This window comes from Bacillus sp. PAMC28571 (genome assembly GCF_014250435.1).
GTDB lineage: Bacteria > Bacillota > Bacilli > Bacillales > Bacillaceae > Bacillus > Bacillus safensis.
This window is the reverse complement of record NZ_CP060191.1, coordinates 2,540,423-2,566,582: the sequence shown is the minus strand read 5'-3', so window position 1 is coordinate 2,566,582 and position 26,160 is coordinate 2,540,423. Positions and strand designations below refer to the sequence as shown.

The following is a 26,160-nucleotide window of genomic DNA, read 5'->3' as shown; positions in this document are numbered from 1 at the left end:
TTGAAAGGGGGTGAACATATGCCAAGAGAATTAAAAAACGCAAAAATTACGCATGTTTCCTATGTGGACAGAGCCGCAAACAAAAAGAAATTCTTTTTGATGAAGGCAAAGAAAAAGCGGCCTGACTTTCAAAAGGAGGTTAGTGTGCTGACAAAGGCAGAAGATGCTCATCGCCTTGTGTATGGTGTCGTGTATGAACCGAATACACCTGATGCACATCAAGACTTTATGTCTGCCAAAGAAATTGAAAGAGCGGCACATGGTTTTATGAAGGATGCCCGCCACATTGACAAGCAGCATGATTTTCAACATGGTGTGGGCGAGGTTGTGGAATCATACATTGCCCCCGCTGATTTTGAGGTAGGCGGTGAGCTGATTCGAAAAGGATCGTGGGTACTTGTAACAAAGGCTTCCCAAGAGATTTGGGATCAAATTCAGAAAGGCCACATTACAGGGTATTCAATGGCTGGAACGGCGGACATCGTAGCAATAGAAGAACAAGATCAGCTCCTATCTCAAAGCACAAATGAGAGAGGGCTTTTTTCTTTGCTGAAAAATTTCTTTTTGAAAGAGGAAGGTGCAAACATGTCACAACAATTTTGGAGCGTTTTAGACCATCTGCTGGAAACCTTACAGTCAAGTGATGGTGATGAGGCGGGTGTAAGATCAGCGCTTGAGCAATTGCTGCCAATCGTGCAGGACATTTTGAAGACAGAGGATGTGCTTCAAACGATTGGTGAAAGGCCAGCCTCCGTACAAAAACAAGATGCCGCTCTGACAACGGAGCAAGTACAAGAGCTTGAAAAAGCAAAAATGGCTATCGAAAATGTCTTACAGCAAGAAACAGATCAAACAGGGGAAGAACCTGTCCAAAAGGTGCTTGAGCAAGTCGTTGCACCGATTCGTCATCAGCTTTCTTCCTTAGAGAAATCAGCCAGCAGAGAAAAAGCATCGCTTGAGCAAGTGCTTCAGCAGCAGCTTTTGCCTATTTCAGAGCGGATTCACATGCTTGAAAAAGCGCGCGGTATGTCAAAACAAACAATCCACGATACACAAAACGACAGTACAAAGCCCATATGGGATGGCTTACTATAAGCCTAAATAAGGAGGAAACAGTGTGAGAAATCAAGAGTTGATTCGCAAGGCCGAAATGACACTTGCCAGCTTAAAAACCGGCGGTCTCATGAACGCCACCCAATCTAACACATTCATTAGAATGATGCAAAATACACCAACCGTTTTAAATGATGCACGTATCATTCCAATGGAAAGTGATTCACAAAAAATCGAAAAAATCGGCTTTGGCCAGCGTATTTTGCGCCCAGCAGAAGAAGGCAAAGCACTTGATGCGAAAGACCGTGTTGTCCCAGCGACAAGCACTGTCCAGCTAAATGCGAAAGAGGTCATCGCAGAGATTCATATGACCTATGACAGCATTGAAAACAATATTGAGAAAGACGGAATTCAGCAGACGATTATGCAAATGCTCGCTGAACGAGCAGCCGTTGACATTGAAGAGCTCATTGTCAATGGCGATACGACTTCAGCAGATCCATTTTTAGCTCAAATGGATGGCGTGAGAAAACAAGCAGTCTCTCATATCGTAGATGCAAACGGAGCGGAAATCAGCCGCCAAATGTTTAAGCAAGCCTATAAAGCGATGCCGTCAAAATATTTACGTGTACCTCAGGATTTCCGTTTCTACACATCCCCAAGCTTAGAAGTTGAATGGAAGGATCAAGTAGCAAACCGTCAGACAGGCCTTGGAGATGCAGCCATTCAAGGCGGACTTTCTTCTGCATTTGGTGTGCCGGTCAAAGGTCTTGCCAATATGCAGCCATATGACGAAGCGGGAACAGACGTATCAGATATTTTGCTGACACACCCTAAAAATATTATCGTAGGTTTCTCTCGTCATATTCGAATTGAAGTAGAAAAAGATATTCGCAGCCGTAAATTTATTATTGTCCTCACAGCGAAGCTAGACAGCAAATTTGAGGAAGAGGATGCTGTAGCAAAAGTGATGAAAGTGAAAGAGTAGGTGACGGCAGGCCATGATCATTTCTGCTGAAGAACTGCAAGCCTATTCTGTCTTTGATCGTGTGAAAAATCGATCTGTGGAAAGACTGACAGCAGATATTATCGAAGCAGAAGCTGCGGTATTTCAGATCGTAGGTCACGATTTCTCAAGCGAAAAATATCAGCCCCTCCCTGAAAAAGCAAGAATTGCATTATTAAAAATGGCCCAATATTTTGCCATGCTGAATGATGACGAATCTATGATGAAAGGCTTTACGTCAGAAAAAATGGGCGATTATTCATATGCGAAGGCAGCTGATCAAGTCAAAGGCAGACCCTATGTATATGCCCTGCTTGTAGATTATATTGAACCAACATTGACCGGCGGCAGTGCCAAGTTAAAGGTGAGGTCATTATGAGCTATCAATCTCTATTAACAGACCGCTGTGATCTTTTTCACCTTGAACAGCAGGAGTCTGCCCGCGGGAAATTTGGAATTCCAGCTGATGATTTACAAATAACACTTTCCTATCCCGATGCTCCCAGCATAGCCGATCTATCTTGTTATGTCATAGAAAAAAACCAGTCACTTGTGCAAGAAGAGCCAAATACAGTCATTTATCAATCCTATCTTGTCCATTTTCCTTTAGCAAGTGATATTCGCTTGCATGACAAAATGGTGTGGAATGGCGTGTCACTCAAATTACAACAGCCTAAAAAAGTGAAAAATCATCACATCGAAGTGATAGCAGTCAGGAAGAAAAATCTATGAAAATTGATGGACTTGACCGGCTGATTTCACAGCTGCAGACAGCGGGTGATGGCGGCTTAAAGGCAGAATATCAAGATTGGCTGGAGGACATGGGCCTGCAGTTTTTAGACATCATTCAGGATGAATTAATCAAGGAGAATGCTGTCGATACAGGCCGGCTTCTTAGATCCTTTACACAAGGCGATAAGGAGAATCATTTTCTCATTTCAAAAGGCGGTCTCACACTTGAAGTGGGAACGCAGCTTGAATATGCCTCCTATGTCAATGACGGACATGCCACTTCTTCAAGTGGAGAGCGAAGATGGGTGCCTGGCAGATGGACTGGCAGCCGCTTTGAATATGATCCGAATGCAAGTACAGGAATGATGCTTGCCTCTCAATGGATTGATGGCAATGGCTACTGGGATCATGCTGTCATGCTCTATGAGCAAATGTTTGAACAGTCGCTGGATCGAAAGCTGCAAAGCTGGTTCGATCGACATTTTGGGAGGTGATGGAATGAATCAAGAAGTCGGGGCAATCATGCATTATATCTACACACACTTTCCTGTGACAATGTATGATCGTCTTTTGCCAGAACGCTTTCAAGTGCCATCGGTTTATGTGCCGCCTGTGACAGTAATCAGTGGTCCAGATACGGTCTCTACCTTTATGAAATCTTATTCGCTGCAAGTGAAAGTCTTTCATATTGATACAGAAAAAGCACATGATGCGGCAGAAACAATCGTTGATGCATTGCTTGCTGATCGTCAAATCATTCAGATGATGAGTGAAGACGGAGAGGTGCTTGATGATTATGTCCGCATAAAAAGAGTGGAAACAAGAATGATAGATCAAGGCGTAGCAGCGATTGTCCTGACGTGGGATAGCAGCTATTGGTACAACCGTGACAAACAGGCAAGCCTTGAAGATATCAACTTTTCAGATGGGGTGATCAAACGTGAGCAAGACTAAAAAAGCAGAGCCCGCTCAAACAGCCGGCGAAGAAAAAGAATTTGGCTTTTCATTTGAAGCCTTAAAGGAGCACAGTAAGGATCTTTTTGGGGTCAAACCAGAAATCCTTGAAGGGGCTCTTTTTTATATCAAACATCAACCAATTACAAAAACAGAAGCGAAAAAGCACATTGATGCTTTTTTGTCCAAGGAGGTTTAAAGGATGAACGGAGGCACTTTTACACCAGGTACAGAGAAAAAGCGTCCTGGTATTTACTTTAATTTTAAAACAACAGCAGAGCAGCGAATTACTTTAGGCGATCGAGGTACGGTGGCACTTCCTCTTGTGATGAGCTGGGGAGAACCAAAAACCTTTATTTCCGTTTCAAATATGGAAGATTTAAATAAAAAGGTTGGACTCAACATTGATGATAAGTCACTTCTTCTTTTCCGTGAAGCAAAGAAAAAAGCGCAAACAGTCTTGCTTTACCGCCTAAATGAAGGAGAGCCGGCCAAAGCCGAAATTGCTGAAAATTTTGTCGTCACAGCAAATTATGGCGGCCAAAAAGGAAATGAGATCACAGTACAAGTCGCAGAAAATGTACTTGATAGCGCAAAACGCGATGTGATCACTTATCTTGGAACAGACATTGTGGATAAACAGGTTGTCACTGATGTCAAAGATCTTGTGAAAAACAAATACGTTCAATTTTCTGGTGAAGGTGAAGCTGTCATCACAGCTGGTGTGGCACTAAGCGGCGGGAAAAACGGGGTGGCAAGTGTCGCAGATTATACAGCTTTCCTAGAAGCGGCAGAAACAGAATACTTCGATGTCATTGCCCTTCCAGTCGATAATAGTGAGCAATTAAAAGCAACCTTCGCTTCATTTATCGAGCGTTTGCGTGATAAGCAAGGACGTAAGGTGCAAGGGGTTGTGGCGAATTATGCAGCTGACCAAGAAGGAATCATCAATGTGACAAGCGGTGTTGTACTCGAAGATGGAACCGAACTAACACCTGCTCAAACAACAGCATGGGTCGCAGGTGCAAGTGCCGGAGCAAATTTCAATCAGTCACTGACCTTTGTTGAATACGAAGGAGCGGTCGATACATTAGAACGCCTTGACAATGATCAAGTAGAATACCGATTATCTCAAGGGGAGTTCCTTTTCACCTTTGATGCGCGAGATCGTACCGTGAGTGTTGAAAAAGATATTAACTCCTTGACAAGCTTCACAGCTGAAAAGAACCAGCAAATGGCGAAAAACAAAATCATTCGTGTGCTTGATGCGATCAACAATGATTTAACATTCGAATTAAAAAATCTGATTAAATTACGTAAAGCCAATGGCAATGACATTCCAGCATCAGATGATGGAGTGCAGCTTGTGAAAACACTGATTACCCAGTATCTCACACAGCTTCAAGATGGCAGCGGCATTACAGGCTTTAATTCAGAAACAGATATCGTAATTGGCCTCAATGAAGATCGTGATGGATTTATCATCGATTTAGCGGTTCAACCAGTAGATGCAGCAGAAAAATTCTATTTCAATGTGGAGGTGAAGTAAGATGGCTTTTAAAGCACAAAATACAATTTCAGGTAAAGAAGGTCGTCTTTTCTTAGAAGGTGAGGAACTTGCATTTATCAAAACCTTCGAAGCAAACGTGGAGAAAAACAAATCAGAAGTCAACGTCATGGGCCGCCGAATGACTGGCCATAAAACAACGGGAGCAAACGGAACAGGAACGGCAACATTCTATAAAGTTACGTCCCGTTTCGTTCAATTAATGCTCAATTATGTGAAAAAAGGAGAAGATCCATATTTCACTCTACAAGCGGTAATTGACGATAAATCATCAGGCCGTGGCACTGAGCGTGTGACATTATTTGATGTCAACTTTGATTCTGCTAAAATCGCTGGATTAGATGTTGATTCAGAGGCGCTTGAAGAAGAAGTTCCTTTCACATTCGAGGACTTTGATCTGCCTGAAAAGCTGAAGAATACATTCTAAGAAAAGTGGAGGAAATTAGCTAATTAATTAGCTAAATAACAGCTGAATATGCTATAATGCAGTTGTAATACAACCGTCTTGATGCCGTCTTCATTTCGTCTGGTAACGTCTTGTATTCGATTCATTAAAATATGTTTACTTGCAAAGCAATTTGCATAAAATAAAAAGAAGCCAGGATGCTCTAACATCCCGGCAATGTACAATGAGGCCCTTCAATGGGCTGGCTTATCGAATAGGTTCTTTAGGTAGACTTCCCTTTAACCTTCCACAGCTCAAGGGGAGTCTATTTTTTGTCTATATACGTCAACAAAGTAAAGATAAACATCCCGAATAAAAGCATAAGGGAAATCGCTTCAAATGTTGACATATGCATCACCCCCTTCCTATCGGGGATGAGCCAGACGCCCTTGAGCAAGCCGTTCAATTGTACAATTTAAATGATACATGAAAAGATTGGAAAGCACATTCAAAAAATGGATGTGCTTTTTTGCATTCAAAAAAACATAACAAAGGGAGTTTTTAAACATGAGTGAAAAACAAACATTTGATCTTTCATTTTTTATGCCAGGACAAACAGTAGAAGCGGAAGAAGTCAAAGTACCGATTTCTAAGCGTTTTGTTGATAAAAAAGGGAATGTCATTCCTTTTGTCTTTAAAGCTATTACAACTGAACGTATTGATGAATTGGAAAAAGAAAACACAACCTTCAAAAATGTCAAAGGCAGAGGACGTGTGAAAGACTTAGACAGCCAGCGCTTCTACGCACGTATTGCGATTGAATCGACGATTTATCCAGATTTCCGCTCAAAGGAATTAAGAGAAGCCTACAGCACACAAGATCCAGTTGAAGTAGCAAAACGGGTCCTGTCAGTCGGCGGTGAATATGCGAACTGGTTAAACAAAGCGATCGAAATCAACGGATTCGAAGATGAAATTGAAGATTTAGAAGAAGCAGCAAAAAACTAATAAAAGATGGGGATAAAGAAGCGGTGTTTTTATATTACGCAATGCACGAGCTTCACTACTCCCCATCTGAACTCCTGGAATTATACGAATCACCAAGACCGTTCAAAGCATTCCTTTTCGGACTCATCAGCTACAAGCTAGACCTGCTAGAAAAAGAAGCAAAGAAAGGAGGTAAATAATTGGCGAAACTTACAGCACGATTTGAATTAGAAGACCGGGTGTCGAAGAAGCTATTACGCATTCAAAAACGATTTCAAACGTTTGAGAAGCAGCTCAAACCATTTAGAAAACCAGTGAAAATAAGTCTGGAAATGGATGAAAAGAAATTAAGAAACCTCACTTTATCGCTGCGGAAAGTTTCAGTATTTTCTATGAGGCTGGATCAAGGAATCTATCGGGATCTAAAAACATTGAACAATCAGTTAAATATGATTCCAAATCATCTGGTCATATCCTTTCAAGCGAAGGGGCTGAATGTCATTAAATCCAACATAGATCGTTTGAAACAAATGGGGACAAGTCCCATTATGCTGACGTTTAAACTAAACGATCAATTGTCAGCGAAAATGTCATCGATCAAAAAATCAATCCTTCAGCTCATCAACAGAACGTACTATATGAGATTAAACATGGTTGACCAAGCCACCGCTGCAATTCAACGAATCAAAAAGACACTCAAAAGCTTGACAATGTCCAAACACGAAATCAGAGTGTCTGTTCAAGACAATGCAAAAAGTAAGTTGAAAAAACGAGATCAGGCAGAGTCTGTTGTGAAAGAAAAAACCATAAAAAAAGAGCCTGAGGCTGCTAGTCCGTCAGCTAAAACGGATGAACCTAAACAGAGTTTGCTACAGAACTTTGCCAATAAAGGATTAAATGAAATTCAAAAATATGCAGGTGACGTTGCAGACAAAGTGAAGGAAAAATTGAGTCCTAGAAAGTTTTGGGATGAAAAAGCACTTCCTTGGGTTGAAAATAAAATAGAAGAGTACAAACAAGATGTGATCGGAAGAATTAAAGAGAAGATTAAATTTAATCCTGAAGAAAAACTAGATCAATGGGTGAAGACTGGATTAGATCGCCTCTTTGGTACAAGTGATCAATCAAGTGAAAACAACAGTACCACTCCGGCACCAACAACAGCACCGACAACAGCACCAACAACAGCACCAACAACAACACCAACATCAACACCATCTAATTCGGCTCCTAAAACGCAGCCTAAGCCGCGAGGCGGAAAAGGTTTGTTTCGCAGTAGTTGTTGCCCTTGTTGTGCAAGAGGTATAAGCAGCCGAGGATCTACTAAAGCGAAAAATGGCCGTTCATCGAGACGATCAACAAATCCAAATGCCACATCAAGAACCGAAATGAATAGAAGGCCTCCAAGTAAATTAGGGAAACTGAAATCAAATGCAGGTAAATTATTTGGAAAAATCCCTAGTGGTCTAAAGAAAGGTGCGGGTATCGCAGCTTCAGTTGGCGGACTTACGGGTCTAATGAAAGGTGGCAAGGGGTTAAGTGGACTAGGAGATGCGGTGAAAAATATCGGTAAAGGGAGCGGTAAATTATTAAAGAAAGTACCTATTCTAGGTGGTTTACTTAGCGCAACAAATTTAATCGGTATGAAAAAAGAGAATGCTGGTGAAAAGATCGGTACGACTGGAGGCGGTATTGCCGGCGGAATGGCAGGTGCAGCAGCAGGTGCAGCTATTGGAAGCGTAGTTCCAGGAGTAGGTACAGCCATCGGTGGTCTAGTAGGCGGCATCGCTGGAAGTATGGGCGGCGAATCTATCGGTGAAACGATCGGAAAATGGTTTGATGGCGGCGGATTTGAAAAGATTGGTCAAAAAGCCATTGAAATCAAAGACCAAATTGTTGAAGTTTGGTCAACAGTTGCGACTTGGTTCACAGAAAATGTCTGGACACCATTAAGCAGTACGGTTGTCACAGTAGCATCATCCATCTGGTCAAATCTAGTCAATGCCTGGACATGGATCCAAGAAACATTCAGTACAGTTGCAGGCTGGTTTATCGAAAACGTCTGGACACCGTTAAGCGGTACAGTCGTTACGGTAGCCACGACCATCTGGTCAAGCCTAGTCAACGCCTGGACATGGATCCAAGAAACATTCAGTACAGTCGCAGGCTGGTTTATCGAGAACGTCTGGACGCCGTTAAGCGGTACAGTCGTTACAGTAGCCACGACCATTTGGTCAAGTCTAGTCAATGCATGGACATGGATTCAAGAAACGTTCAGTGCAGTCGCAGGCTGGTTTATCGAGAACGTCTGGACGCCACTAAGCAGCACAGTTGTTACAGTCGCTACAGGAATTTGGACAGCATTATCAAATGCATGGAAAAAGATACAATCAATCTTTGGAGTTGTATCGACATGGTTTATGGAAAATGTGTGGAATCCACTTGTAGATACGGTAGGAACCATTAAAGACAGTTTCGGTAAAAAGTTTGAAGAAGCGTATAAAGTTGTGACAGATATATGGGATGGATTATCCAAATGGTTTGAGGAAAACATTCAAAAGCCAATTGTAAAAGTAGCAGAAGCTATTGGTGATGGGTTTTCTAAAGCGTTTGGCTGGGTCAAAAAGATTTTTGATAAGGCTGGCGGTGGGGTTGATTTTGTATTGAAACATGTCTTTGGAGGTGCTGATAATAACGCCACAGGCGGCTATATCACCCAGCCAACCTTATCATGGGTCGGTGAAGCTGGTAACGAATTTGTTATTCCAACTCAAAATAACCGAGGACGCGGAAAAATGCTGCTGGCACAGGCCGCTTCTCAACTTGGAATGTCTGTTGTACCAAGCGGAGCGGCAGGAAATTCAGTGTCAAGCTCTCCAGCTCCTACAGTAGTAGCTTCATCATCTTCTGTCGGTTCAATAGACGGATCGCTCTCGATGACGGGGGACATTCAAGCCTCTAGCATTGGCGAGCAATTTAATAACGATTTTGAACAAGGATTAAATCGTAAAGTCATCTCTCTTGATCAATGGAAACAAAAGAATATTCATCAGCCTTTTGGTCAATTGACATCAGACTCAGGAAAGTATGGTCAGCAAACGGTTTCTGCCTTTGCAAACGGTCAGCAGATGACACCAACTGGAACAGATAGCTTTTTACAAAGTCGTGTAAAAGCACCCTACCAACAAGTGATGACAGCATCACCCACTTGGGGTTCTGGAACGGTTAGTGGTTTTGCAGCAGGCCAAAATGCCACATCAATTGGCACGAGCCAATACGTAGATCAAAACATCAAACAACCATTCCTGCAAGCGAAACAAGAATCACCAGGCTGGGGTTCAGGAATGATTGACGCCTTTAACAGCGGCATGCGTTCCAAAGGAAGCGAAGTCACGCAAGCGGCCAAAGAAATGGCGAAGAAAGTAGAACAGGCGTTTAGAGAGGAATTAGACATTCATTCCCCTTCACGCGTCATGATGAGTCTTGGTAAATTTGCATCGATTGGTGTCGTCAAAGGTCTTGATTCAGTTGACGTGAAGAAATTCGCAGAGAATCAAGCCGGTTCATTAATCGGAGCGTTTAGCGGTATGGGTGCTTCAGGCCTTAGTGTTCAGCAATGGCTTATGGCAGCTCTCATGGCAACTGGCACATCTATGAGCTGGCTACCTGGTTTGATGACCATCGCGCAGCATGAATCAAATGGAAACCCGAGAGCGATCAACTTATGGGATTCCAACGCCAAAAAGGGAACACCTTCTAAAGGCTTAATGCAAACCATTGGACCGACTTTTAATTCCAATAAAGGCAAAGGCATGAATGACATTTGGAACCCAATTCATAATGCCGTAGCAGCCATTAACTACATTAAGGGAAGATATGGAACAGTCTTCAACACGCCGGGATTACGAAGTATGAGAAGAGGCGGCCCTTATAAAGGCTATGCAAATGGCGGATTGATTACTCAAGAGCAGGTTGCTAGAGTCGGTGAAGGAAATAAACGCGAATGGATTATTCCTGAGGAAAGAGGCATTCGCGGAAGGTATTTATTGACGCAGGCAGCTAAAGCACTTGGGATGCAAGTATATGATCCATCAAATGCATCTGCTCCTTTACCAGAAGCACAGATGCAGCAAGTTACCTCAGTTCAGTCTACTGGCAGTACAACATCGCCAGGTAATAAACAAATCACGATTCAATTCAATGGAGATCAGCATTTCCATAATGGACAAGATCAGCAATCGCTAGTCGAAAAAATTAAAAAAATGCTTGTAGATGAACTAGAAGTAGAGATTCATACAGGAACGAAGGGGGTCGTAATTGATGGGTAAATCAGTGTATCAATTGTGGATTTCTCAAGGAAAGGACAAGTTGCGATTCCCTGTCCTTCCATCCGAACTCGAAATCACAAATAACGTACAAAATGAAACGGTAAAGGTCGCCTCTTTTGGAGAACTGACCTTTATTGACGTACCATCGGCGAAACAAGTATCATTCACCTCATTATTTCCTAAGAAATATTCGCCGATTGCTGAATATAAAAGCATTCCATCACCAGAGAATGCGATCGCGAAAATTGAACGAATGATGCGTTCAAAGAAATCTGTTCGGTTGATTGTAACTGGGACAAAAATCAATATGACGTGCAGCATTGAAAGCTTCACCCACAAGGAAGGGTCATATGATATTGGAGATCGTGAATTTACGATCGAGTTAAAGGAATATAAAACCGCATCGCCTAGGAAAATCAAACGAAAGAAAAAAGCAAAACAAACGAAAAAGAAGCGGCCTTCAAAAACACCACCAAAAATGTACACCGTCAAAAAAGGGGATACGCTATGGGCCATTTCAGGCCGATTTTATGGTGACAGTACAAAATGGCGGCGTATTTGGAATACCAATAAAGCAGCGATGATTAAACGAAGTAAACGCAATATTAAGCAGCCAGGGCATTGGATTTTTCCTGGACAAAAATTAAAAATACCACAATAAGGGGGGCTGGCATTGATTGAGCTTTTTGCCATCAGAAGCGGCACCATGTATGAGCTTGTCACAGAGAGTGTGACACTTCAGGGGCAAAGGTATCAAGCCCCTCGCTCTATTCAGGCAAATATTATCACAAAGCAAGGCAGTCAAACATATTACAGTGTCTCAGAAGGGGACACGGTTCTTTTTAAATGGAAAGGGAAAGAGCTGTTCAGGGGTATCGTTTTTTCCCGGACGCCTGTTGAAGGAAAGCTGACCTTTACTGCATACGATATGCTTCAATATTTGGTGAAAAACCAAGATGTCTATGTTTTTTCAAATCAAAGAGCAGATCAAATCTTAAGGCGGATTGGAGCTGACTTTCAAATTCCAATGACCTCCATCTCCAATACAGGACATGTCATAAAATCACTAGTGTTTAAAAATGATACGAGCTTGTATGACATGATATTGAAAGCATTGAAAGAAACGAAGCGGCAAACAGGAAGAAACTATCAAATCTATTCTGCTAAAGGCAAGATGGGACTGAGAGCCTGGCCTGATCCAGAGGACGTCTGGGTCATTGAATCAGGCGTCAATCTCATCAGCTATCAATACAGCACCTCGATCGAAGAGACAGCCACTCGTGTCAAGATGCGTACGTCAGCTGATGAACACGGGAAGAATAAGAAAAAAGGCAGTAAATCCGAGATTGTGGTGATTGAACAGGATAAAGCCGGTCAGAATAAATACGGTATTTTACAGCATGTTGAGACAGTCACTGGGCAAATCAACCAGCCGCAGCTGCAAAAAAGAGCCAAAGTACGGCTGGCAGAGAAAAAAGGCGTCAAACAAGAAGTCAAAAGCATACAAGCCCTAGGAATTCCTGAGCTGCAAAGCGGTCTCCCAATCTATTTGAAAATTCCTGAAATCAACGTAAAAAAAACTTACTGGATCGATCAAGACAAACATGAATTCAGTGGGGTGAAACACACCATGACCATTGATGTTGTTGAGAAAAATTCTATGCCAAAGGGTGATCAAGCGTGAGATTAAGTGAAGCGATTAAACGATTAGCAGTGAATGCAGTAGACGCAGAATCGCCAATTGATCTTGTCATCGGAGAAGTCACGGCAGTTTCCCCTCTGAGCATCCGATTAAATGAAAATCATAAGCTGATCATTCCAGAAGAATTACTGATTTGGCCGAAGCGCTTAAATAAGGGTGAGGATGATGAGCTGAAAAGGGGAGACAGTATTATGGTGCTTGCAATGGCAGGAGGCCAGTCCTTTTACATCATCGACAAATTGTAAGGGAGGTGATGAACGTGGCACTTTCACCAGAGGAAGAAATCGAGGAAATAGAAGAAGATGAAGAGGTCGAAACCTCAACGACGTATCGAATAGATTTTGAAACTGGCAGACTGACAGGCGAAACCATTTCAGGTATTGAGGCAATCCGGCAATTCATTTATATGACACTTAGGACAGAGCGGTATGCACATCCTATCTACAGTCACGACATTGGCACTGAAATTCAGGAGCTGTTGACGGATACAGAAGCTACGGATGAATACAAAGAAATGGAGATTCCAAGGCTGCTAGAGGAAGCACTGCTCGTTGACGAACGGATTGATCATATTGAAGAGTTAGAGGTCACAAAGCAAAATGACTCGTTTCATGTCAAGCTAGCGATTGTCACAGATGAGGGCACATTAGAAATAGAGGAGGTGATGGAGGGCGATGTTTGAGGAACAGACGTACGAAGCATTAATGGAAAGAATGCTGGACAGACTGCCAGATGATATAGATAAAAGAGAAAACAGCGTCATTTGGAATGCCTTGGCACCTGCTGCCGCTGAACTGGCCCAGTCCTATATTTGGCTTGACCAAGTATTTGAGCTGGTCTTTGCAGACACAGCACAAGGAGAGTTTCTAGATCGGCGGGCTGCTGAAGTAGGGATCGAAAGAAAACCAGCCACTAAAGCGGTTTGGTCAGCGGTCATTCAGCCAGACAATATCAACATACCAGCTGGCTCACGTTTTTTTATTGAAGACGTTTATTTCCAGTATTCGAAGGATGGTACGCTAGAATGCGAGACACCTGGTAAAGCTGGCAATGTTCAATTAACAGATCAGCCGCTGCTGTCACTTGATACAATTCCAGGACTTGAATCGATTAAGATGAAAGAACTGGTGATACCAGGTCAAGAGGAGGAAGATGACGCTTCTTTATATGATCGATATTTAATACGTGCGAGGCGGGAGGCTGTCAGTGCCAACAGGGCGCATTATAAAAAATGGGCTGAGGAAGTGCCCGGTGTTGGCAGAGCGAAAGTGTTCCCGCTTTGGAACGGAGAAGGGACAGTCAAAATTGTCATCACAGATGGCAATCTAGATGTTGCATCAGACCTTCTTGTCAAAAGGGTACAGGAATATATCGACCCAGTGCCAGGTGAAGGAGAAGGACAAGCGCCTATAGGCTCGAAAGCAACCGTTGAAAGCGCCAAATGGCTGGATATCGACATAGAAGTGGCTGTCGAACTTCAAATGGACTGGACCCTTGAAGGCGCTCAGAAAGAAATAGAAGAAAAGGTCAAGACGCTGTTGAAATCAATCGCATTTGAAAAGAGTACCATTCGAATGTCCGCCTTAAATGATATTCTGTACCATTCAGAAAGTGTGTCAGATTATGCAGATGTGTTATTGAATGGAGAGTCGAAAAACTTAGTATTACAGGATATTGAGATTCCGCGTCTTAGGCAGGTGAAGGTTATTGAGCAAACAGGATGAAATGAAAAACTACTTGCCGCCATATTTTACAGAGATTTATGAAGTTGATCACCTGCTCAAGACAGAGGCACCGGAATTTGAGGGATTGGACGAATCTATTTTCGACTTAACGGATCAGTTCTTTCCTTTAACAGCGACATGGGGATTGAATAGATGGGAAAGAATGCTGAAGGTGCAGCGGGAATCAGATGATTCAATTGAACTGCGCAGGGCACGCTTACTCAATATGATGTCAAATATTCCCCCAATCACTTACCTTTCATTAGAGAAATCAGTCAATCGCTTTCTCAAGAATCCAAGTGCCGTCATCCGTCTCACAACCAATCGCTATCACTTCGCTTTACGTGTGAACCTAGATGATTTGCAAAACACGAGATATATTGTAGAAATACTTGAAACGTTAAAACCCGCACACTTGGCTTATACGTTCACGGCTTTTCATCATACTGATGTACATGAAAAAAATGATCATCACGGGAGGCTCACACTGCGCAGCAGAGTGGGTTTTTTCGATCATATCCCCATTTTACTCAATGGTGAATTTGTCTTAAATGGTACGTTTTATCTCAGCGGAACAAGAGGGACAACGGATGTGCCTGCTCGTTTTTGGCACTCATTAAACATGAGAATGCCGCTTCATCATCAGTCAGAAACAGCATATCGCATGAACTATGTCATGACTGGAGCGGTACATGAAACGAAGCAAGGAGCGGCATTGACTTTACGCACAAAAAAGCAGCTCCAGCATCAAACAGAGAAGAAGATGACGTTCCGTCTGCCAGTACATGTCCAAACTGAGCAGGGTGGAAGCTTACTGATCAAGGATCATTACTGGATTCTCGATGGATCTGTTCCGCTGGACGGATCAAAAATGCTAGCAGCAACTTCTAAAAAAATAGATTTATAAGGAGGATCACAATGGCTGATCAATTAACTGTAACAACACTGTATGCACGTCAACAAATGGCAAAGGCAAGAGCTGAAGGAACAAAACTTACAAAAGTCGTCAAAATGGCCTTTGGAAATGGGGGAACGAAGGATGGAAAACCGATCTCACTAGACGGCACTGAACAAAAACTCAAAAAAGAACTAGTTCAAAAAAATATTGATTCGTTTACTTTCATGGAACCAGCAAAAATCCGCTACACCTGCACGATCGCGGAAGGAGAACTGGCAGGAGAAGTGATCAACGAACTAGCACTTGTCGACGAAGACGGCAAATTCACCGCCATCCGCACCATGACAGACAAACAAAAAGACGGCGACATCGAATTTGTTTTTGAGATTGATGATATTTATTAATGGAGGAGAAATGAAGTGGACATAAAATCACCTTTACCGTTTGAAACCTCTGACAAAGCACATGCCAATTTGTTTAACCGGATGGTCGACACACTTGTGGAAAATGACAATGCGCTTAGTAAACAAATAGAAGGGATCACAAATGAAAGCTTATTCAAACTACCAGGGGATCAAGCCATTCAAGATGCGACAGTCAGCGGCGAGGAATATCCAATAGGTATTACATTCATGGATATTGGTCAAGCCAATGATACGGGATACCCTACAAGATTCGGCTTTGTGAAAAATGAAAAATATAGTAACTTTCGATTTGTTCAATATTATTATGGGACTGGAAACGAAGCAGGCAGCTATTTTGATAGCACAGGTACGTGGTGCCGTCATTGGTGGACTGGGTCGGGTTGGACCGACTGGCATAAACTCTCTGGGTTCTGTCATGCCAATATAGGTACAACCGGGAAGCAGTTATTAACCAAGGGAGAGTATCAAAAAGTCCTTTTTAATCGAAAGATAAAAGACAGTCATAACAATTTTGATATCAAAAATAATCGCTTCATCTGCCTTGAAAACGGAATGTATTCAGTGAATGCTGGTGTGTATATTGAAAGCTTTCAACGGTATGCAAACTTTGAATTATCGATCTATTTAAATGGAAAAAGATATAAAAATATTTCACATCAAAGACAAAGTCCGACAAGCCCATCTGATACGTTGAGTTTTAGTATGGGACTTTATGGTTCTGCCAATGTACCGGCTAATAAAGGGGATTATTTAGAAATTTACATGTACGCAGGATATGACGGAGACGTTAGTCGTTATATATCAGATAACTCAGGCTGGTACAACTATTTTGACATTACAGAAGTAGGCGGCCGAAATTTCCCGCGAGTATAGGAGGGTTTTGATGATTTTATATGAAGCCATTAAATATAAATATCCCGATGCGGATCCGCAAAAGGATTTTGAACTAAGAAATGACGGTGCTGGTTCGTATATAGATGAATGGTATCTTGATGTGCCCAAACCAACAGAGAAAGAGTTGAAAAAATGGTGGGAGGAATCACAAGCTAATCCAAGGTATCAACCACCGCTCCCGCTAGATTATCTAGCACAAGAAGTAGCAAAAGAAAAGCTGATGAGAAAACAGCTTGAACATCAATGTGATCTTCTATCAAACGAACTAAAAGCGTTAAAAAATGAGATCCTTTTCATTAAAGGAGAGAGTGATAGATGAGTTATTGGGTAATGGCATTATATTTCAAATGGGTGACACCTGGATTGGTCAAACAGGCAATTGAACTAGGTGATTGTTCGATGGAAGATCTAAATGCAGGATACGAGCAAAGGCTGCTCACTTTAGAGCAGCTGCAAGAGATAGAACCAAATTTCAAGGCAAGGGAGTGAAAACCGAATGGAAATAAAAGAACCAAAACCATTTAACGTGAATGATAAAGCGCATGCAGATCTGTTTAATGACATGGTCAGAGTATTACTTGAAAATGATACTGGATTATTAGAGCATCTCTTAAAACATACAAATGATGGCGGAGTACACGCATCTGAAACAGAAAAGAAAAAATGGAATGAATCCCAGAGTTATAAGATCACGGCTGATAGTGGAAGACAGCTTATCAATGTGTCAGCCGGGGAAAGCATATTTGATGCGATAAAAGACAAAGGAACATGTACATTTTATGCAGCTGCTGGCGTGGAGGATTCACCTGCCTTACCGAATCTATCAATAAGAGGGCTGCAGACAGTAGGGCAAGAAAATATTGGATCTGGCTTTGCGATTGATATGTCAGGTAATGCTTATTTTTTCTATTATGATGCTGGACATACATCGATTTCATGGACAAAGCTGCCTACAGAAAGTGATATGAATAGATGGGATAACGGCCAATTAGTAAAAATCACACAAGATAATGGAAAGCCCATTTATCATGGATTTGCTAGCGAAACAGACTATAACACCCTCACTCAGACAGGAATGTACCTCATTTATAACCAAGGTATAAACGGTCCATCATCCTTTAATCGAGTGTTTTTATTGGTCATGAGTTATGGCAGTACATTAGTGCAAATAGCATACGAATCTGTTTATGGGAAGAACACATACTTTAGAGTTCTTAAACACAATGCAGAATCATGGACACCATGGGAGAAGCAAATCACGCTATCAGATTTATTAGAAGGATCTTGGGAAACACCTAAAGAGATTAAAAGCAATTGGAAGGAATATGACCCTATTAATTTACCAGTAAAATATCGCAAGAATCTCCTAGGTGAAGTTGAGATAGTAGGAGCTGTAAAAGGTGGGACATTAGGAAATAATGCAGTGTTTAATTTGCCTGAAGAATATCGGCCGAAACAGGCAATGCATTTTGTAGGAGTCGCTTCTAGTATAGGGACTCCAGGAGTACCACAATTCCATCGCACCTTAATAGATAAAGAGGGTAATGTATGTGTACAATCATCTTCAAATAACGCCAATCCCACTGAGTTTATTACATTTGGTTTTAAGTTCAGCACAAGGTGAAACTAATAAAATCAATATTTAGAGCTGAAATATAAAAGGAGAATGTTCATGGAGATAAAGACACCTCGTTCTTTTAAAGTCAGTGACAAAGCCCATGCAAATCTGTTTAATGACATGAGCAAGGTTATTCTTGAAAATGATGTTGGACTTTTGGATCAAATCAATCAACACAAAAATGATGCAACATCTCATGTATCTGTAACAGAAAAGCAGAAATGGGATCAATCTCAGTTATATAAAATGACAAGTGATAACGGGTCCCAGTTGGTGAATATCCCTGCTGGCGGCAGTATTTATAACGGGATTAAATCGTTAGGTGCCTGCTCGTTCTATGCTCCGGGAGGTTCTGGAGTAGTCGATTCTCCTGCTATAGGTAATGCTGCATTAAGAGGTTTTCAGCTTGTAGGTCAAAATAATATTGGCGTAGGAATCGCGATTGACACATCAGGCAATGCATTTTGTTTTTCCTATCATGTGAATGACGTCGGAATTAACTGGCTCCAATTGCCGACACAAAATGAAAAAAACAAATGGGACGCAGGACAACTATCTAAAATCACTGCTGACGATGGAAAAGCTTATGAAAGAATTAATGCAAACGATCCTAGTATTTTAGATAAACTTATCAAATTACCTGGCGTGCATTCTTGGTATATTCATGAAGCACACCCCGATCTGCCTACAAAAAGTTCTATGAGGGCCTTATCAGTCTTTAGTGAAAATACTTATGGTTGGATCATTGGGGCGAATAATACAGGCGATGTATACATCAATCGATCGACGACAGATGTTACCGGTACTCAGCAAGAATGGAGCGGCTGGAAGAGGTTGAACGAGCACCCATTATTGAAAGCGAATGGAAATAGAATGCTTATTCCTACTGGTACAGATATATTCACTCTGCCTTCTGGTTTTTATTATGTCTCTGGAACGAATGCAGTAAATATGCCATCAACGACCGATGCTTCTTGGTTTAATGTAGATATTTTAGAAACGGGAAATAACCGCAAAACTTTTCATGTGAGTCGAAGCTATGATAACAGCCATTGGTACGGAACTACTCATACTGATGGAATCTTCAGGGGCTGGAAACAGCTAGTGACAAATGCTGAGTTTGAACATGTCACGTGGCTTAGTGTTACCTTAGACAAAAGTTCATCTATAGGGGATAGACCCGTTGAATATGTGAAATGGGGAAATTTGTTGTTGCTGAGAGGTCATCTAAAAGCAAATAGAGAAATCATCTGTGGCCGGATTCCAGCCGAAGGTTTACCAGAGAAAGGTCTTGTGGTGTCAGTTCCCGTATCAGGTACAACGGGTCATAGTAAATTACTTATATATAAGACAGGAGAACTAAAGCTAACTGGTTTACTGGCAGCGAATGAAAGTGCAGTAACTGGCTACTATTTAGACACAGTCGTCCCATTAAATTAAGGAAGTGATAGTATGATACAAGTTTATGAGTACAATCATCAAAATGAATTGGTCAGACCTATAGTAGTGTTTGAGAGGGATGATGAAGGAAATTATATCATTCCAGATCAATGCACAACAATTGCTCCACCCAATAATCCTTCTTTTTATAAAGCAGCTTTTGATGTGGAAAAACAACAATGGTATGAATCTGCGACACAGGAGTATATAGATAGCCTAAAACCAGCCCCTCGCCCGCCAAATGATATAGAACTATTAAAGAAACAAAATGCTTTATTATCAAAACAATTAACGCAGCTATTTGCTATCTTTAAAGGAGCTGAATCAAAATGATGTTTCCAACTGTAGCAGATATCAAACAATTTTGGGACTGGCAATGTTACGGCCCAGAGGACATTGCATTTTATGTAAGCATCGGCTGGATCTCGGCAGACGACTATCAAGACATAACAGGAGACAAATACGAAGCCTAATGGCTTTATTTTTTTGTCGGAAAGAAGGTGATTCCAATGGAAGTAGATGTTGTTCAAAACTTAATGACCCAAGGCCCATTTGCCGTTCTCTTTTGCTGGATTCTGTTCTATGTTCTCAACACCACAAAGGAACGAGAAAACAAACTCAATGAGCAAATCGAGGCGCAAAATGATGTGCTAGCCAAGTTTAGTGAAAAGTATGACGTCGTGATCGACAAACTCGACAAAATAGAACGAAATTTAAAATAGGAGGAAAACTCATGAAAACATTCGACAAAGGCACTGTGATTCGCACAGTGCTTCTTTTTATTGCTCTGATCAATCAAACGCTTGTCATGTTTGGACAGACGGTGCTGCCGATTAGTGAGGAGCAAGTACAAACCGCAGGTGAGGCACTATATGTGGCAGGTTCTACAATTTTCACTATGGTCACAGCGGTAATAGCTTGGTTTAAAAACAATTATGTGACCTACAAAGGCAAATTACAAAAAGATGCTCTGAAACAAAGAGGGCTAACAAAATAATACTTGAAGGAGAAACGACATGGTAAAAATCATTCAAGCATTGATTCCAAAACAACATCGCAACAGACCAGGAAACACGATGAAGCCGCTCTATATTACAGTGCATAATACGTCAAACAGTGCAAAAGGTGCTAATGCGGCCAGTCATGCAGCATTTGTTGCACGTTCAAGTACCGGGGTGAGCTGGCATTACACCGTTGATGATCAGGTGATTTATCAGCATTTACCGTTAAACGAAAACGGCTGGCACGCAGGGGATGGCAGAGGCACCGGCAATATGAAATCAATTGGTATTGAAATTTGTGAAAATGCAGACGGCAATTTTGAACAAGCAGTCGAAAATGCGCAATGGCTCATTCGAAAGCTGATGGGAGATTTCGGAATTCCTTTATCAAATGTAGTGCCTCATAAACATTGGAGCGGGAAAGAATGTCCAAGGAAACTTCTCGGACGATGGGATCAGTTTAAAGCTGGCATAGCCACAGCACATACCGGCAGCAAAAGCACAAGAAAACCAGTTCAGGCAGAAAGCTTGAGCCACAAAGCACCTGTTTCCAAACAGAAATCGTCAAATCTGCCATCTGGCATTTTAAAAGTTACCAAGCCCTTAACAAAAGGCCCTCAAGTCACATCATTGCAAAAAGCCTTATCTTCCCTCTATTTTTACCCAGACAAAGGGGCAAAAAACAACGGGATTGATGGCTATTATGGACCGAAAACGGCAAATGCGGTCAAGCGGTTCCAGCTCATGAACGGCTTAGCTGCAGACGGAATTTACGGACCGAAGACGAAGAGCAAAATCGAACAATTGCTGAAGAAGTAATGATTTGGTAAAAAGAGCTATCAGCAAGTGAGGAAATGCCACCTTGCTGATAGCTAACAAAAAATAACATCTTTTGTGATATAATCAACCAAATCAATATCATAAGAGGGGAGAAAAATGAAAAAAGGACTGTTTCAGATCATCATGCTGTCAGTGCTGCTCATCTATTTCATTTATCACGGAAGGAATGACGAGCGATTTCCCTGTGTCCTACACAATCATTCTCATCCTAACTTATCTTTCTGTGATTACATACCGCATCATAAATTTATTAAGAATACGAAAAAACAAAGAACAAGCATAAGAGATATGTACATAAAAAAACCATCCTTGATTTCTCAAGAATGGTTTTTCGTATGGAGCATAGCGGGATCGAACCGCTGACCTCTACGCTGCCAGCTTCCACGTCGTTATATCTACGTTGTTTTTCTCCGATAAGTCACCCGTAAAGTCAACTATATCAACGTTAAGTCAATCGTCTCTAAGCGCATTATATCGTATAGGAACGCTACACCGCAACTAAATACGGCGTTACTCTGAACCCTCGTCTTAATAGGCGGTTGGGGGGTTACGTCATTATCAAGCGGCGCAATAGTGGGGAATATCGAGAGCTTTGCCCAAGCGCTCATCAAACTGGCATTACGGTTGTTGATGCGTTGGAAGAAACGGAATGAGGCGCAGGTGGCTTCGGGAGCAGCGGTGTTAGCTAAGTCCGATAGTTTGTCTGACGTAATTTACTGCTAATTCTCCAATAACATTTAGAGACGCTCCACCCACCTTATTCACGGCTGATTTAGTTTTTGCCCATATTTCAGGGTCTCTAATATTTTCTATAAATTGGTGACCCTCAAACGAGATATCCAATATTACGAAGCTATAATCGTGTGTGAAAATGACATGAATCAGCCCAGCTTCATGCAGTTTCTTTAAAGTGTATAAAACATCATCTTTATTATGGTTTTTGATTTTATCAATAGATAAAAATTCATCTTTATTCATTTCTTGCTCAAAACCCAACTCTTCCTCCAGGCTGAGTAATACGTCTCTGATAATCTCATTTTTTAATCTCATAGAAATACAACCTTCCATTTTTAAGTTTATTGTATTGGAATTCACTATGTAACACAAATAGAGGAGGACGAATAAATGGCGGAAACCAAAATGAACGTGAAGCTACTCGCACATACGCAATTAAGCGATAAATTCTATCGATCTCACTCTCGTGTAGACTTTAGCGATGATCACGAGGCTGATTACGAAGCCACACACGGCCAAGCGGTCGCCTTATCCGCGATCAGAACTTGTTATAGCGCAAACAAGCCGTCAGAAATCGCATCCAAAGAAGGCGCTAAGTATTTCGAAAACAACGCATCAGATGGCGGCGGGGGGGGGACGGACGCAGACCGAATATTCCGGGAGATCGTGGCATAGAAGTATCTGGCGAGACGTAATTAATTTAAATATCACAGTAAGTACGTACATACTACGTATAACATTCGGGTTCCAGCTATATTCGAAAGGTACAAGATTAAGCGGAGAGTATACGACTATAATTCGGAGGCGCAAACGTTAAAGCATATCGGCATAACTGTGGATGAGATCTACGCAGCTTACGAGGCTATCGAGATATAAAACACCAAGCAAGCACCGCCCGCGGACGAGGCCTCCGAAAACTCAGGGGGGGTTGCACCATGTTACCGTATATAGAATGTAGGGGCTGAGCGTAATGGTCGGTACACTGCGGCACAACGAGGCGTTAAGCCGCGTCATACCAACGTTTATGTGACGATAGGTTATCGGCATAGGACGCCTTAACGGTGTGTGTTACGTATCGACGTGTAACATCCGACGACGAACCGTTTATGCATGATCTTATACAGTCGGGCCGGCATAGGGCATCGGGGAGCATACCGGCGTGGCGCGGTTTATACGTTGCATAAAAACAATAGTAGTCATTGCGAAGATAAGAACGTGACAAACGTTGTCATACCAATGATATCGTACGTTCGCGAATGTAACAAAAGGTGATTCTGTTACGTTCATTATGCGTTTTTATGTATGTTTTATTCATTTGCGTGATGAAACGATTGAAAGAGGCGCCGCCCCCCCATGCGCCCCCAACGAAAACGGAGAATCAGACGAATAAAAACTCCGCACAATTTTTAAAACTCGGAAGATATTTTTAGTTTTCGATACGATTGTTCCTTACAATTATTACAACTATTATGGAACAAATAAAGAAAGACGTAATTGTCAAAATGAAATTTTTAAAGAGTAATACTATTAAAAACGGTATTATAGCTATTAGAAGATTGATAATTAAGATTTTAAAATTTATATTTCTGTCAATGAATGATGCGATGAGTAGAAGTAATACCATTATATAAAAGAAAAAAGAGAAATATATAAACAGTTCTTTTTCGTTCGAAGTATTAACAATTATAGTAAGAATGAAGTACATGATAAATACAGTCGCAAGTAAAGGTTTAAGGATTGCGCCTAACCTATCTAAAAAAGAACTTACTTGATTAATTAATTTTGAAGGGGTACTATCATTATGGATTTTTGATTTGTTCAATAATTCCATTGCTAATTCTTGAAAGTCTTTTATTTTACGATCTTTTTTTATTAGTAGTAATTTAAGCTTCTTAAATGATTCTAAATCTATAGATGAAAGATGGTTACTTACTGATGCATAAAATTCTGATTCTGTGATTACTGATCCCTGAGCTAATTCTGCATTTTTTAAAATGTCAGCACAACAATCTTCTGTATCCTTTAAAATTTGATTGCGTTCTTCTTCTAATTTGTCATCTTGTTTTTTAATAGATTTATACAACCAAATCGATGCTAATAGAATAATAGTAATAGTAATGCTAGAAACTATATCTTGTTCATAAATTCCGGAGATTTGCTTTATCAAAAAATCCATACTGCCTCCTAAGATTCATTTGATTTTATGAAATATTCTATATCTTAATCTGGATCAAGCTGAGTAAGAACTGGTATCACTTATTTATATTAACAGATTTTTTTATTCAGTTTTCAAAGAATAGCAAAGAGATTCTCACTTTCAATTCTCCACTTTTTCTTCCTAATGCTAATCTTTATGTAAGCAGAAGCCACATCATAGATAGCTGTTAGGCTCTTCAGTCAACCAGACAGCTTAGGAAAGCTTTAAATTTCTATAAGGCTTCTTCTAACATATATAATTTCCAATTTGTTTCTCTCAATTAGAATCATACAAAAAGGTATTTTTTGTAAATTTTTTAAATTCTAACATAATATCTTAGATATATCAATTGAAATTTGTGAATTTCTTTATGGGATGCTAAACGGTTTTGCTTTGATAAAGGAGTTTTCATGGGATGGAACCCAGTATATTCTAGGTAATGTGAGTGGCTGGACGTAAAATAAGTAACGACACGCCCTTCGGTACCGATCGATAGTTTCCGGTGCTCTGCTCTATTTTCCGCGAGCTTTGATTCGCATATTTTCTCGCAGATAACCGAGATCGAATACGTTTTACCGCGCCGGGTTTTAGTTATCGTTCTCTCCGCCTTGACTCGCTTACCTTTCCATCGTTCTGAATGCATAAAAAATCGCCTCCTATTCGTATAGAAGACGATCGATTTACCGGTGCGCTACACTGCGCAATATAGTAGCGATACGCTACGTTGAGTCAACGCTTAAGTCACCGTTAAGTAAACGTTGATATACCACCGTTAAACCGGAGTATGGAGCATAGCGGGATCGAACCGCTGACCTCTACGCTGCCAGCGTAGCGCTCTCCCAGCTGAGCTAATGCCCCGAGGTATGACGACATAACTTATTATAATCAATCCTCCTGTGAAATTCAAGCTGTAAAACGTAAACACATCGTCTATTTTTCTTTCTGTTCAATCGGAATATAGTCAAAAATTTCACCAGAATGAACAGAATGGGCTAATCGTCTCAGCCAGTCATAATAGGCTTTTGAGCTTTCAAGCTGCTCAATGAGCTGCTGCGCTTCCTCTCTTACATGCTCCTCCAGCTGATCATCACGCGACACCTCTTGAAGCCGCTCTTGCGCTTCTTCAATTGCCGCTAAATTGACCTCGACCTCACGTTCCCATTTTTGCGGAAAGAAGTTCGTGAAAAACTTAAAAAAATCTTTTTCCGCAACAAAGCTGTGTTTTCTTCGGCCACGGTGAAACGTCTTTTTGACAATATTCATGTCTTGCAGCTTTTTCACACCCGTACTCATACTCGGCTTACTCATTTGCAGCTCTTCACGCATTTCATCCAGTGTCATTTCCTCATTTAAATACATCGTCCCATATAGAATACCTGCACTTCGTGTAATGCCATAGAGATCCATCGTTTCAGCTATGGAATCAATGACTAGATCTTTAGCAGCTAAAATACGATCTTCTGCTTGCGGCTGTTCCTGCTTTTTCATCTTGTCCCTGCTTTCTATTAAGAGAATTCAATCCGTTCAAAAAAATCTTTATGGACTATATGTTAACGAAAGAATACAAAATGTCAAAATAAATGAAGCATATCTCCCTTTGACAGAAAAATTTGAACATGATAAGTTAATTATGTTCAAAACGTTAAATTTTTATTTAACAAACTTACCAAAGAG

General features: G+C 41.2%; 33 protein-coding genes, 1 tRNA gene and 1 pseudogene. 30 read left to right on the top strand and 5 right to left on the bottom strand.

Annotated elements, in window-relative coordinates; translation table 11 throughout:
• The first annotated feature begins 18 nt into the window (after positions 1-18).
• The 9 genes from H7F25_RS13045 to H7F25_RS13005 are packed head-to-tail and all read left to right on the top strand — an operon-like array spanning position 19 to position 5,739.
• Complete coding sequence (locus tag H7F25_RS13045) at positions 19-1,095, top strand: XkdF-like putative serine protease domain-containing protein (protein WP_185853796.1); 1,077 nt, start codon at positions 19-21, stop codon at positions 1,093-1,095.
• Positions 1,096-1,117: 22 nt separating this feature from the next.
• On the top strand, positions 1,118-2,041 hold the full coding sequence (locus H7F25_RS13040; RefSeq protein WP_024423262.1) for a phage major capsid protein: 924 nt from the start codon (positions 1,118-1,120) through the stop codon (positions 2,039-2,041).
• Positions 2,042-2,054: 13 nt separating this feature from the next.
• Positions 2,055-2,438, top strand: a complete 384-nt coding sequence (locus H7F25_RS13035) for a protein YqbG (protein WP_024423261.1) — start codon at positions 2,055-2,057, stop codon at positions 2,436-2,438.
• Positions 2,435-2,791 carry a YqbH/XkdH family protein gene (locus H7F25_RS13030; protein ID WP_185853795.1) on the top strand — a complete coding sequence of 119 codons (357 nt, stop codon included), beginning with the start codon at positions 2,435-2,437 and terminating at the stop codon, positions 2,789-2,791. Before H7F25_RS13035 ends, H7F25_RS13030 begins: the two co-directional genes overlap by 4 nt.
• Positions 2,788-3,285, top strand: a complete 498-nt coding sequence (locus H7F25_RS13025) for an HK97 gp10 family phage protein (RefSeq protein ID WP_024423260.1) — start codon at positions 2,788-2,790, stop codon at positions 3,283-3,285. Before H7F25_RS13030 ends, H7F25_RS13025 begins: the two co-directional genes overlap by 4 nt.
• A 4-nt stretch (positions 3,286-3,289) precedes the next feature.
• Positions 3,290-3,745, top strand: a complete 456-nt coding sequence (locus H7F25_RS13020; protein WP_039180991.1) for a phage tail terminator family protein — start codon at positions 3,290-3,292, stop codon at positions 3,743-3,745.
• Positions 3,732-3,944, top strand: coding sequence for a YqzN/YkzM domain-containing protein (locus tag H7F25_RS13015; RefSeq protein ID WP_003212736.1), 213 nt, complete (start codon positions 3,732-3,734; stop codon positions 3,942-3,944). The genes H7F25_RS13020 and H7F25_RS13015 overlap by 14 nt, the downstream gene beginning before the upstream one ends.
• A gap of 3 nt (positions 3,945-3,947) precedes the next feature.
• A complete protein-coding gene (locus tag H7F25_RS13010; protein WP_044332541.1) occupies positions 3,948-5,294 on the top strand; it encodes a phage tail sheath family protein in 1,347 nt (448 codons plus the stop codon).
• Position 5,295: 1 nt separating this feature from the next.
• On the top strand, positions 5,296-5,739 hold the full coding sequence (locus tag H7F25_RS13005) for a phage tail tube protein (RefSeq protein ID WP_024423257.1): 444 nt from the start codon (positions 5,296-5,298) through the stop codon (positions 5,737-5,739).
• A gap of 283 nt (positions 5,740-6,022) precedes the next feature.
• Here H7F25_RS13005 and H7F25_RS19530 read toward each other — a convergent pair whose 3' ends face one another.
• Positions 6,023-6,079: a putative holin-like toxin gene (locus H7F25_RS19530; protein ID WP_350223447.1), complete on the bottom strand. Its 57-nt coding sequence runs from the start codon at positions 6,077-6,079 to the stop codon at positions 6,023-6,025.
• 185 nt (positions 6,080-6,264) lie between these two features.
• Between H7F25_RS19530 and H7F25_RS12995 the strand changes: the two genes are divergently transcribed.
• The 20 genes from H7F25_RS12995 to H7F25_RS12900 are packed head-to-tail and all read left to right on the top strand — an operon-like array spanning position 6,265 to position 21,533.
• Positions 6,265-6,705 (top strand): phage tail assembly chaperone, encoded by a 441-nt coding sequence (locus H7F25_RS12995; RefSeq protein ID WP_012011040.1) that lies wholly within the window; start codon positions 6,265-6,267, stop codon positions 6,703-6,705.
• A gap of 41 nt (positions 6,706-6,746) precedes the next feature.
• A complete protein-coding gene (locus H7F25_RS12990; RefSeq protein WP_152619553.1) occupies positions 6,747-6,884 on the top strand; it encodes a hypothetical protein in 138 nt (45 codons plus the stop codon).
• The gene (locus H7F25_RS12985) at positions 6,885-11,012 is read left to right on the top strand and encodes a transglycosylase SLT domain-containing protein (RefSeq protein WP_185853794.1); all 4,128 of its coding nucleotides are present in this window, start codon (positions 6,885-6,887) and stop codon (positions 11,010-11,012) included.
• The gene (locus H7F25_RS12980; protein WP_185853793.1) at positions 11,005-11,673 is read left to right on the top strand and encodes a LysM peptidoglycan-binding domain-containing protein; all 669 of its coding nucleotides are present in this window, start codon (positions 11,005-11,007) and stop codon (positions 11,671-11,673) included. Before H7F25_RS12985 ends, H7F25_RS12980 begins: the two co-directional genes overlap by 8 nt.
• Before the next feature lie 12 nt (positions 11,674-11,685).
• Positions 11,686-12,696 (top strand): XkdQ/YqbQ family protein, encoded by a 1,011-nt coding sequence (locus H7F25_RS12975; RefSeq protein ID WP_185853792.1) that lies wholly within the window; start codon positions 11,686-11,688, stop codon positions 12,694-12,696.
• Positions 12,693-12,959, top strand: coding sequence for a DUF2577 family protein (locus H7F25_RS12970; RefSeq protein WP_024423253.1), 267 nt, complete (start codon positions 12,693-12,695; stop codon positions 12,957-12,959). The genes H7F25_RS12975 and H7F25_RS12970 overlap by 4 nt, the downstream gene beginning before the upstream one ends.
• A 14-nt stretch (positions 12,960-12,973) precedes the next feature.
• The gene (locus H7F25_RS12965) at positions 12,974-13,396 is read left to right on the top strand and encodes a DUF2634 domain-containing protein (protein ID WP_024423252.1); all 423 of its coding nucleotides are present in this window, start codon (positions 12,974-12,976) and stop codon (positions 13,394-13,396) included.
• A complete protein-coding gene (locus tag H7F25_RS12960) occupies positions 13,389-14,438 on the top strand; it encodes a baseplate J/gp47 family protein (RefSeq protein WP_024423251.1) in 1,050 nt (349 codons plus the stop codon). The genes H7F25_RS12965 and H7F25_RS12960 overlap by 8 nt, the downstream gene beginning before the upstream one ends.
• Positions 14,422-15,345: a YmfQ family protein gene (locus H7F25_RS12955; RefSeq protein ID WP_185853791.1), complete on the top strand. Its 924-nt coding sequence runs from the start codon at positions 14,422-14,424 to the stop codon at positions 15,343-15,345. The genes H7F25_RS12960 and H7F25_RS12955 overlap by 17 nt, the downstream gene beginning before the upstream one ends.
• A gap of 11 nt (positions 15,346-15,356) precedes the next feature.
• Entirely contained in the window at positions 15,357-15,740 is a 384-nt protein-coding gene (locus H7F25_RS12950) for a phage tail-collar fiber domain-containing protein (RefSeq protein WP_024423249.1), read from the top strand.
• A gap of 15 nt (positions 15,741-15,755) precedes the next feature.
• Positions 15,756-16,634 carry a hypothetical protein gene (locus H7F25_RS12945; protein ID WP_103131527.1) on the top strand — a complete coding sequence of 293 codons (879 nt, stop codon included), beginning with the start codon at positions 15,756-15,758 and terminating at the stop codon, positions 16,632-16,634.
• A gap of 10 nt (positions 16,635-16,644) precedes the next feature.
• Positions 16,645-16,974, top strand: coding sequence for an XkdW family protein (locus tag H7F25_RS12940; RefSeq protein WP_041107564.1), 330 nt, complete (start codon positions 16,645-16,647; stop codon positions 16,972-16,974).
• Entirely contained in the window at positions 16,971-17,144 is a 174-nt protein-coding gene (locus tag H7F25_RS12935) for an XkdX family protein (protein WP_103131526.1), read from the top strand. The genes H7F25_RS12940 and H7F25_RS12935 overlap by 4 nt, the downstream gene beginning before the upstream one ends.
• Positions 17,145-17,151: 7 nt before the next feature.
• Entirely contained in the window at positions 17,152-18,279 is a 1,128-nt protein-coding gene (locus H7F25_RS12930) for a pyocin knob domain-containing protein (protein WP_073207165.1), read from the top strand.
• A 48-nt stretch (positions 18,280-18,327) separates the two neighbouring features.
• The gene (locus tag H7F25_RS12925; protein ID WP_103131525.1) at positions 18,328-19,713 is read left to right on the top strand and encodes a hypothetical protein; all 1,386 of its coding nucleotides are present in this window, start codon (positions 18,328-18,330) and stop codon (positions 19,711-19,713) included.
• Positions 19,714-19,725: 12 nt separating this feature from the next.
• On the top strand, positions 19,726-20,046 hold the full coding sequence (locus H7F25_RS12920; RefSeq protein WP_024425888.1) for a hypothetical protein: 321 nt from the start codon (positions 19,726-19,728) through the stop codon (positions 20,044-20,046).
• Positions 20,043-20,186 (top strand): XkdX family protein, encoded by a 144-nt coding sequence (locus H7F25_RS12915; RefSeq protein WP_034624530.1) that lies wholly within the window; start codon positions 20,043-20,045, stop codon positions 20,184-20,186. The genes H7F25_RS12920 and H7F25_RS12915 overlap by 4 nt, the downstream gene beginning before the upstream one ends.
• Positions 20,187-20,222: 36 nt before the next feature.
• Entirely contained in the window at positions 20,223-20,435 is a 213-nt protein-coding gene (locus H7F25_RS12910; protein ID WP_017367922.1) for a BhlA/UviB family holin-like peptide, read from the top strand.
• Positions 20,436-20,446: 11 nt separating this feature from the next.
• The gene (locus H7F25_RS12905) at positions 20,447-20,710 is read left to right on the top strand and encodes a phage holin (RefSeq protein ID WP_024423242.1); all 264 of its coding nucleotides are present in this window, start codon (positions 20,447-20,449) and stop codon (positions 20,708-20,710) included.
• 19 nt (positions 20,711-20,729) lie between these two features.
• Positions 20,730-21,533: a peptidoglycan recognition protein family protein gene (locus H7F25_RS12900; RefSeq protein ID WP_103131524.1), complete on the top strand. Its 804-nt coding sequence runs from the start codon at positions 20,730-20,732 to the stop codon at positions 21,531-21,533.
• Positions 21,534-22,235: 702 nt separating this feature from the next.
• Here H7F25_RS12900 and H7F25_RS12895 read toward each other — a convergent pair.
• Positions 22,236-22,604: a DUF2513 domain-containing protein gene (locus tag H7F25_RS12895; RefSeq protein WP_073207156.1), complete on the bottom strand. Its 369-nt coding sequence runs from the start codon at positions 22,602-22,604 to the stop codon at positions 22,236-22,238.
• 90 nt (positions 22,605-22,694) lie between these two features.
• Here H7F25_RS12895 and H7F25_RS12890 point away from each other — a divergent pair.
• Positions 22,695-22,958, top strand: a pseudogene (locus H7F25_RS12890) (thymidylate synthase (FAD)); the annotation flags it as partial.
• A 757-nt stretch (positions 22,959-23,715) separates the two neighbouring features.
• On the opposite strand, the gene H7F25_RS12885 reads toward H7F25_RS12890, so the two are convergent.
• From H7F25_RS12885 to cudC, 3 genes are all read right to left on the bottom strand, one after another.
• Complete coding sequence (locus H7F25_RS12885) at positions 23,716-24,465, bottom strand: hypothetical protein (protein WP_073207150.1); 750 nt, start codon at positions 24,463-24,465, stop codon at positions 23,716-23,718.
• 806 nt (positions 24,466-25,271) lie between these two features.
• Positions 25,272-25,344: transfer RNA gene (locus H7F25_RS12880), tRNA-Ala, on the bottom strand.
• A gap of 72 nt (positions 25,345-25,416) precedes the next feature.
• Positions 25,417-25,974: a transcriptional regulator GbsR gene (cudC, locus tag H7F25_RS12875; RefSeq protein ID WP_024423239.1), complete on the bottom strand. Its 558-nt coding sequence runs from the start codon at positions 25,972-25,974 to the stop codon at positions 25,417-25,419.
• Positions 25,975-26,160 lie beyond the last annotated feature (186 nt).

Excerpts from the sequence above, each read along its gene's own strand:
- H7F25_RS13045 (WP_185853796.1), top strand. The coding sequence starts at position 19 with ATGCCAAGAGAATTAAAAAACGCAAAAATTACGCATGTTTCCTATGTG.
- H7F25_RS13035 (WP_024423261.1), top strand. The coding sequence starts at position 2,055 with ATGATCATTTCTGCTGAAGAACTGCAAGCCTATTCTGTCTTTGATCGT.
- H7F25_RS13030 (WP_185853795.1), top strand. The coding sequence starts at position 2,435 with ATGAGCTATCAATCTCTATTAACAGACCGCTGTGATCTTTTTCACCTT.
- H7F25_RS13025 (WP_024423260.1), top strand. The coding sequence starts at position 2,788 with ATGAAAATTGATGGACTTGACCGGCTGATTTCACAGCTGCAGACAGCG.
- H7F25_RS13020 (WP_039180991.1), top strand. The coding sequence starts at position 3,290 with ATGAATCAAGAAGTCGGGGCAATCATGCATTATATCTACACACACTTT.
- H7F25_RS13010 (WP_044332541.1), top strand. The coding sequence starts at position 3,948 with ATGAACGGAGGCACTTTTACACCAGGTACAGAGAAAAAGCGTCCTGGT.
- H7F25_RS13005 (WP_024423257.1), top strand. The coding sequence starts at position 5,296 with ATGGCTTTTAAAGCACAAAATACAATTTCAGGTAAAGAAGGTCGTCTT.
- H7F25_RS12995 (WP_012011040.1), top strand. The coding sequence starts at position 6,265 with ATGAGTGAAAAACAAACATTTGATCTTTCATTTTTTATGCCAGGACAA.
- H7F25_RS12990 (WP_152619553.1), top strand. The coding sequence starts at position 6,747 with ATGCACGAGCTTCACTACTCCCCATCTGAACTCCTGGAATTATACGAA.
- H7F25_RS12980 (WP_185853793.1), top strand. The coding sequence starts at position 11,005 with ATGGGTAAATCAGTGTATCAATTGTGGATTTCTCAAGGAAAGGACAAG.
- H7F25_RS12960 (WP_024423251.1), top strand. The coding sequence starts at position 13,389 with ATGTTTGAGGAACAGACGTACGAAGCATTAATGGAAAGAATGCTGGAC.
- H7F25_RS12950 (WP_024423249.1), top strand. The coding sequence starts at position 15,357 with ATGGCTGATCAATTAACTGTAACAACACTGTATGCACGTCAACAAATG.
- H7F25_RS12940 (WP_041107564.1), top strand. The coding sequence starts at position 16,645 with ATGATTTTATATGAAGCCATTAAATATAAATATCCCGATGCGGATCCG.
- H7F25_RS12935 (WP_103131526.1), top strand. The coding sequence starts at position 16,971 with ATGAGTTATTGGGTAATGGCATTATATTTCAAATGGGTGACACCTGGA.
- H7F25_RS12930 (WP_073207165.1), top strand. The coding sequence starts at position 17,152 with ATGGAAATAAAAGAACCAAAACCATTTAACGTGAATGATAAAGCGCAT.
- H7F25_RS12925 (WP_103131525.1), top strand. The coding sequence starts at position 18,328 with ATGGAGATAAAGACACCTCGTTCTTTTAAAGTCAGTGACAAAGCCCAT.
- H7F25_RS12920 (WP_024425888.1), top strand. The coding sequence starts at position 19,726 with ATGATACAAGTTTATGAGTACAATCATCAAAATGAATTGGTCAGACCT.
- H7F25_RS12915 (WP_034624530.1), top strand. The coding sequence starts at position 20,043 with ATGATGTTTCCAACTGTAGCAGATATCAAACAATTTTGGGACTGGCAA.
- H7F25_RS12910 (WP_017367922.1), top strand. The coding sequence starts at position 20,223 with ATGGAAGTAGATGTTGTTCAAAACTTAATGACCCAAGGCCCATTTGCC.
- H7F25_RS12905 (WP_024423242.1), top strand. The coding sequence starts at position 20,447 with ATGAAAACATTCGACAAAGGCACTGTGATTCGCACAGTGCTTCTTTTT.
- H7F25_RS12900 (WP_103131524.1), top strand. The coding sequence starts at position 20,730 with ATGGTAAAAATCATTCAAGCATTGATTCCAAAACAACATCGCAACAGA.
- H7F25_RS12895 (WP_073207156.1), bottom strand. The coding sequence starts at position 22,604 with ATGAGATTAAAAAATGAGATTATCAGAGACGTATTACTCAGCCTGGAG.
- H7F25_RS12885 (WP_073207150.1), bottom strand. The coding sequence starts at position 24,465 with ATGGATTTTTTGATAAAGCAAATCTCCGGAATTTATGAACAAGATATA.
- cudC (WP_024423239.1), bottom strand. The coding sequence starts at position 25,974 with ATGAAAAAGCAGGAACAGCCGCAAGCAGAAGATCGTATTTTAGCTGCT.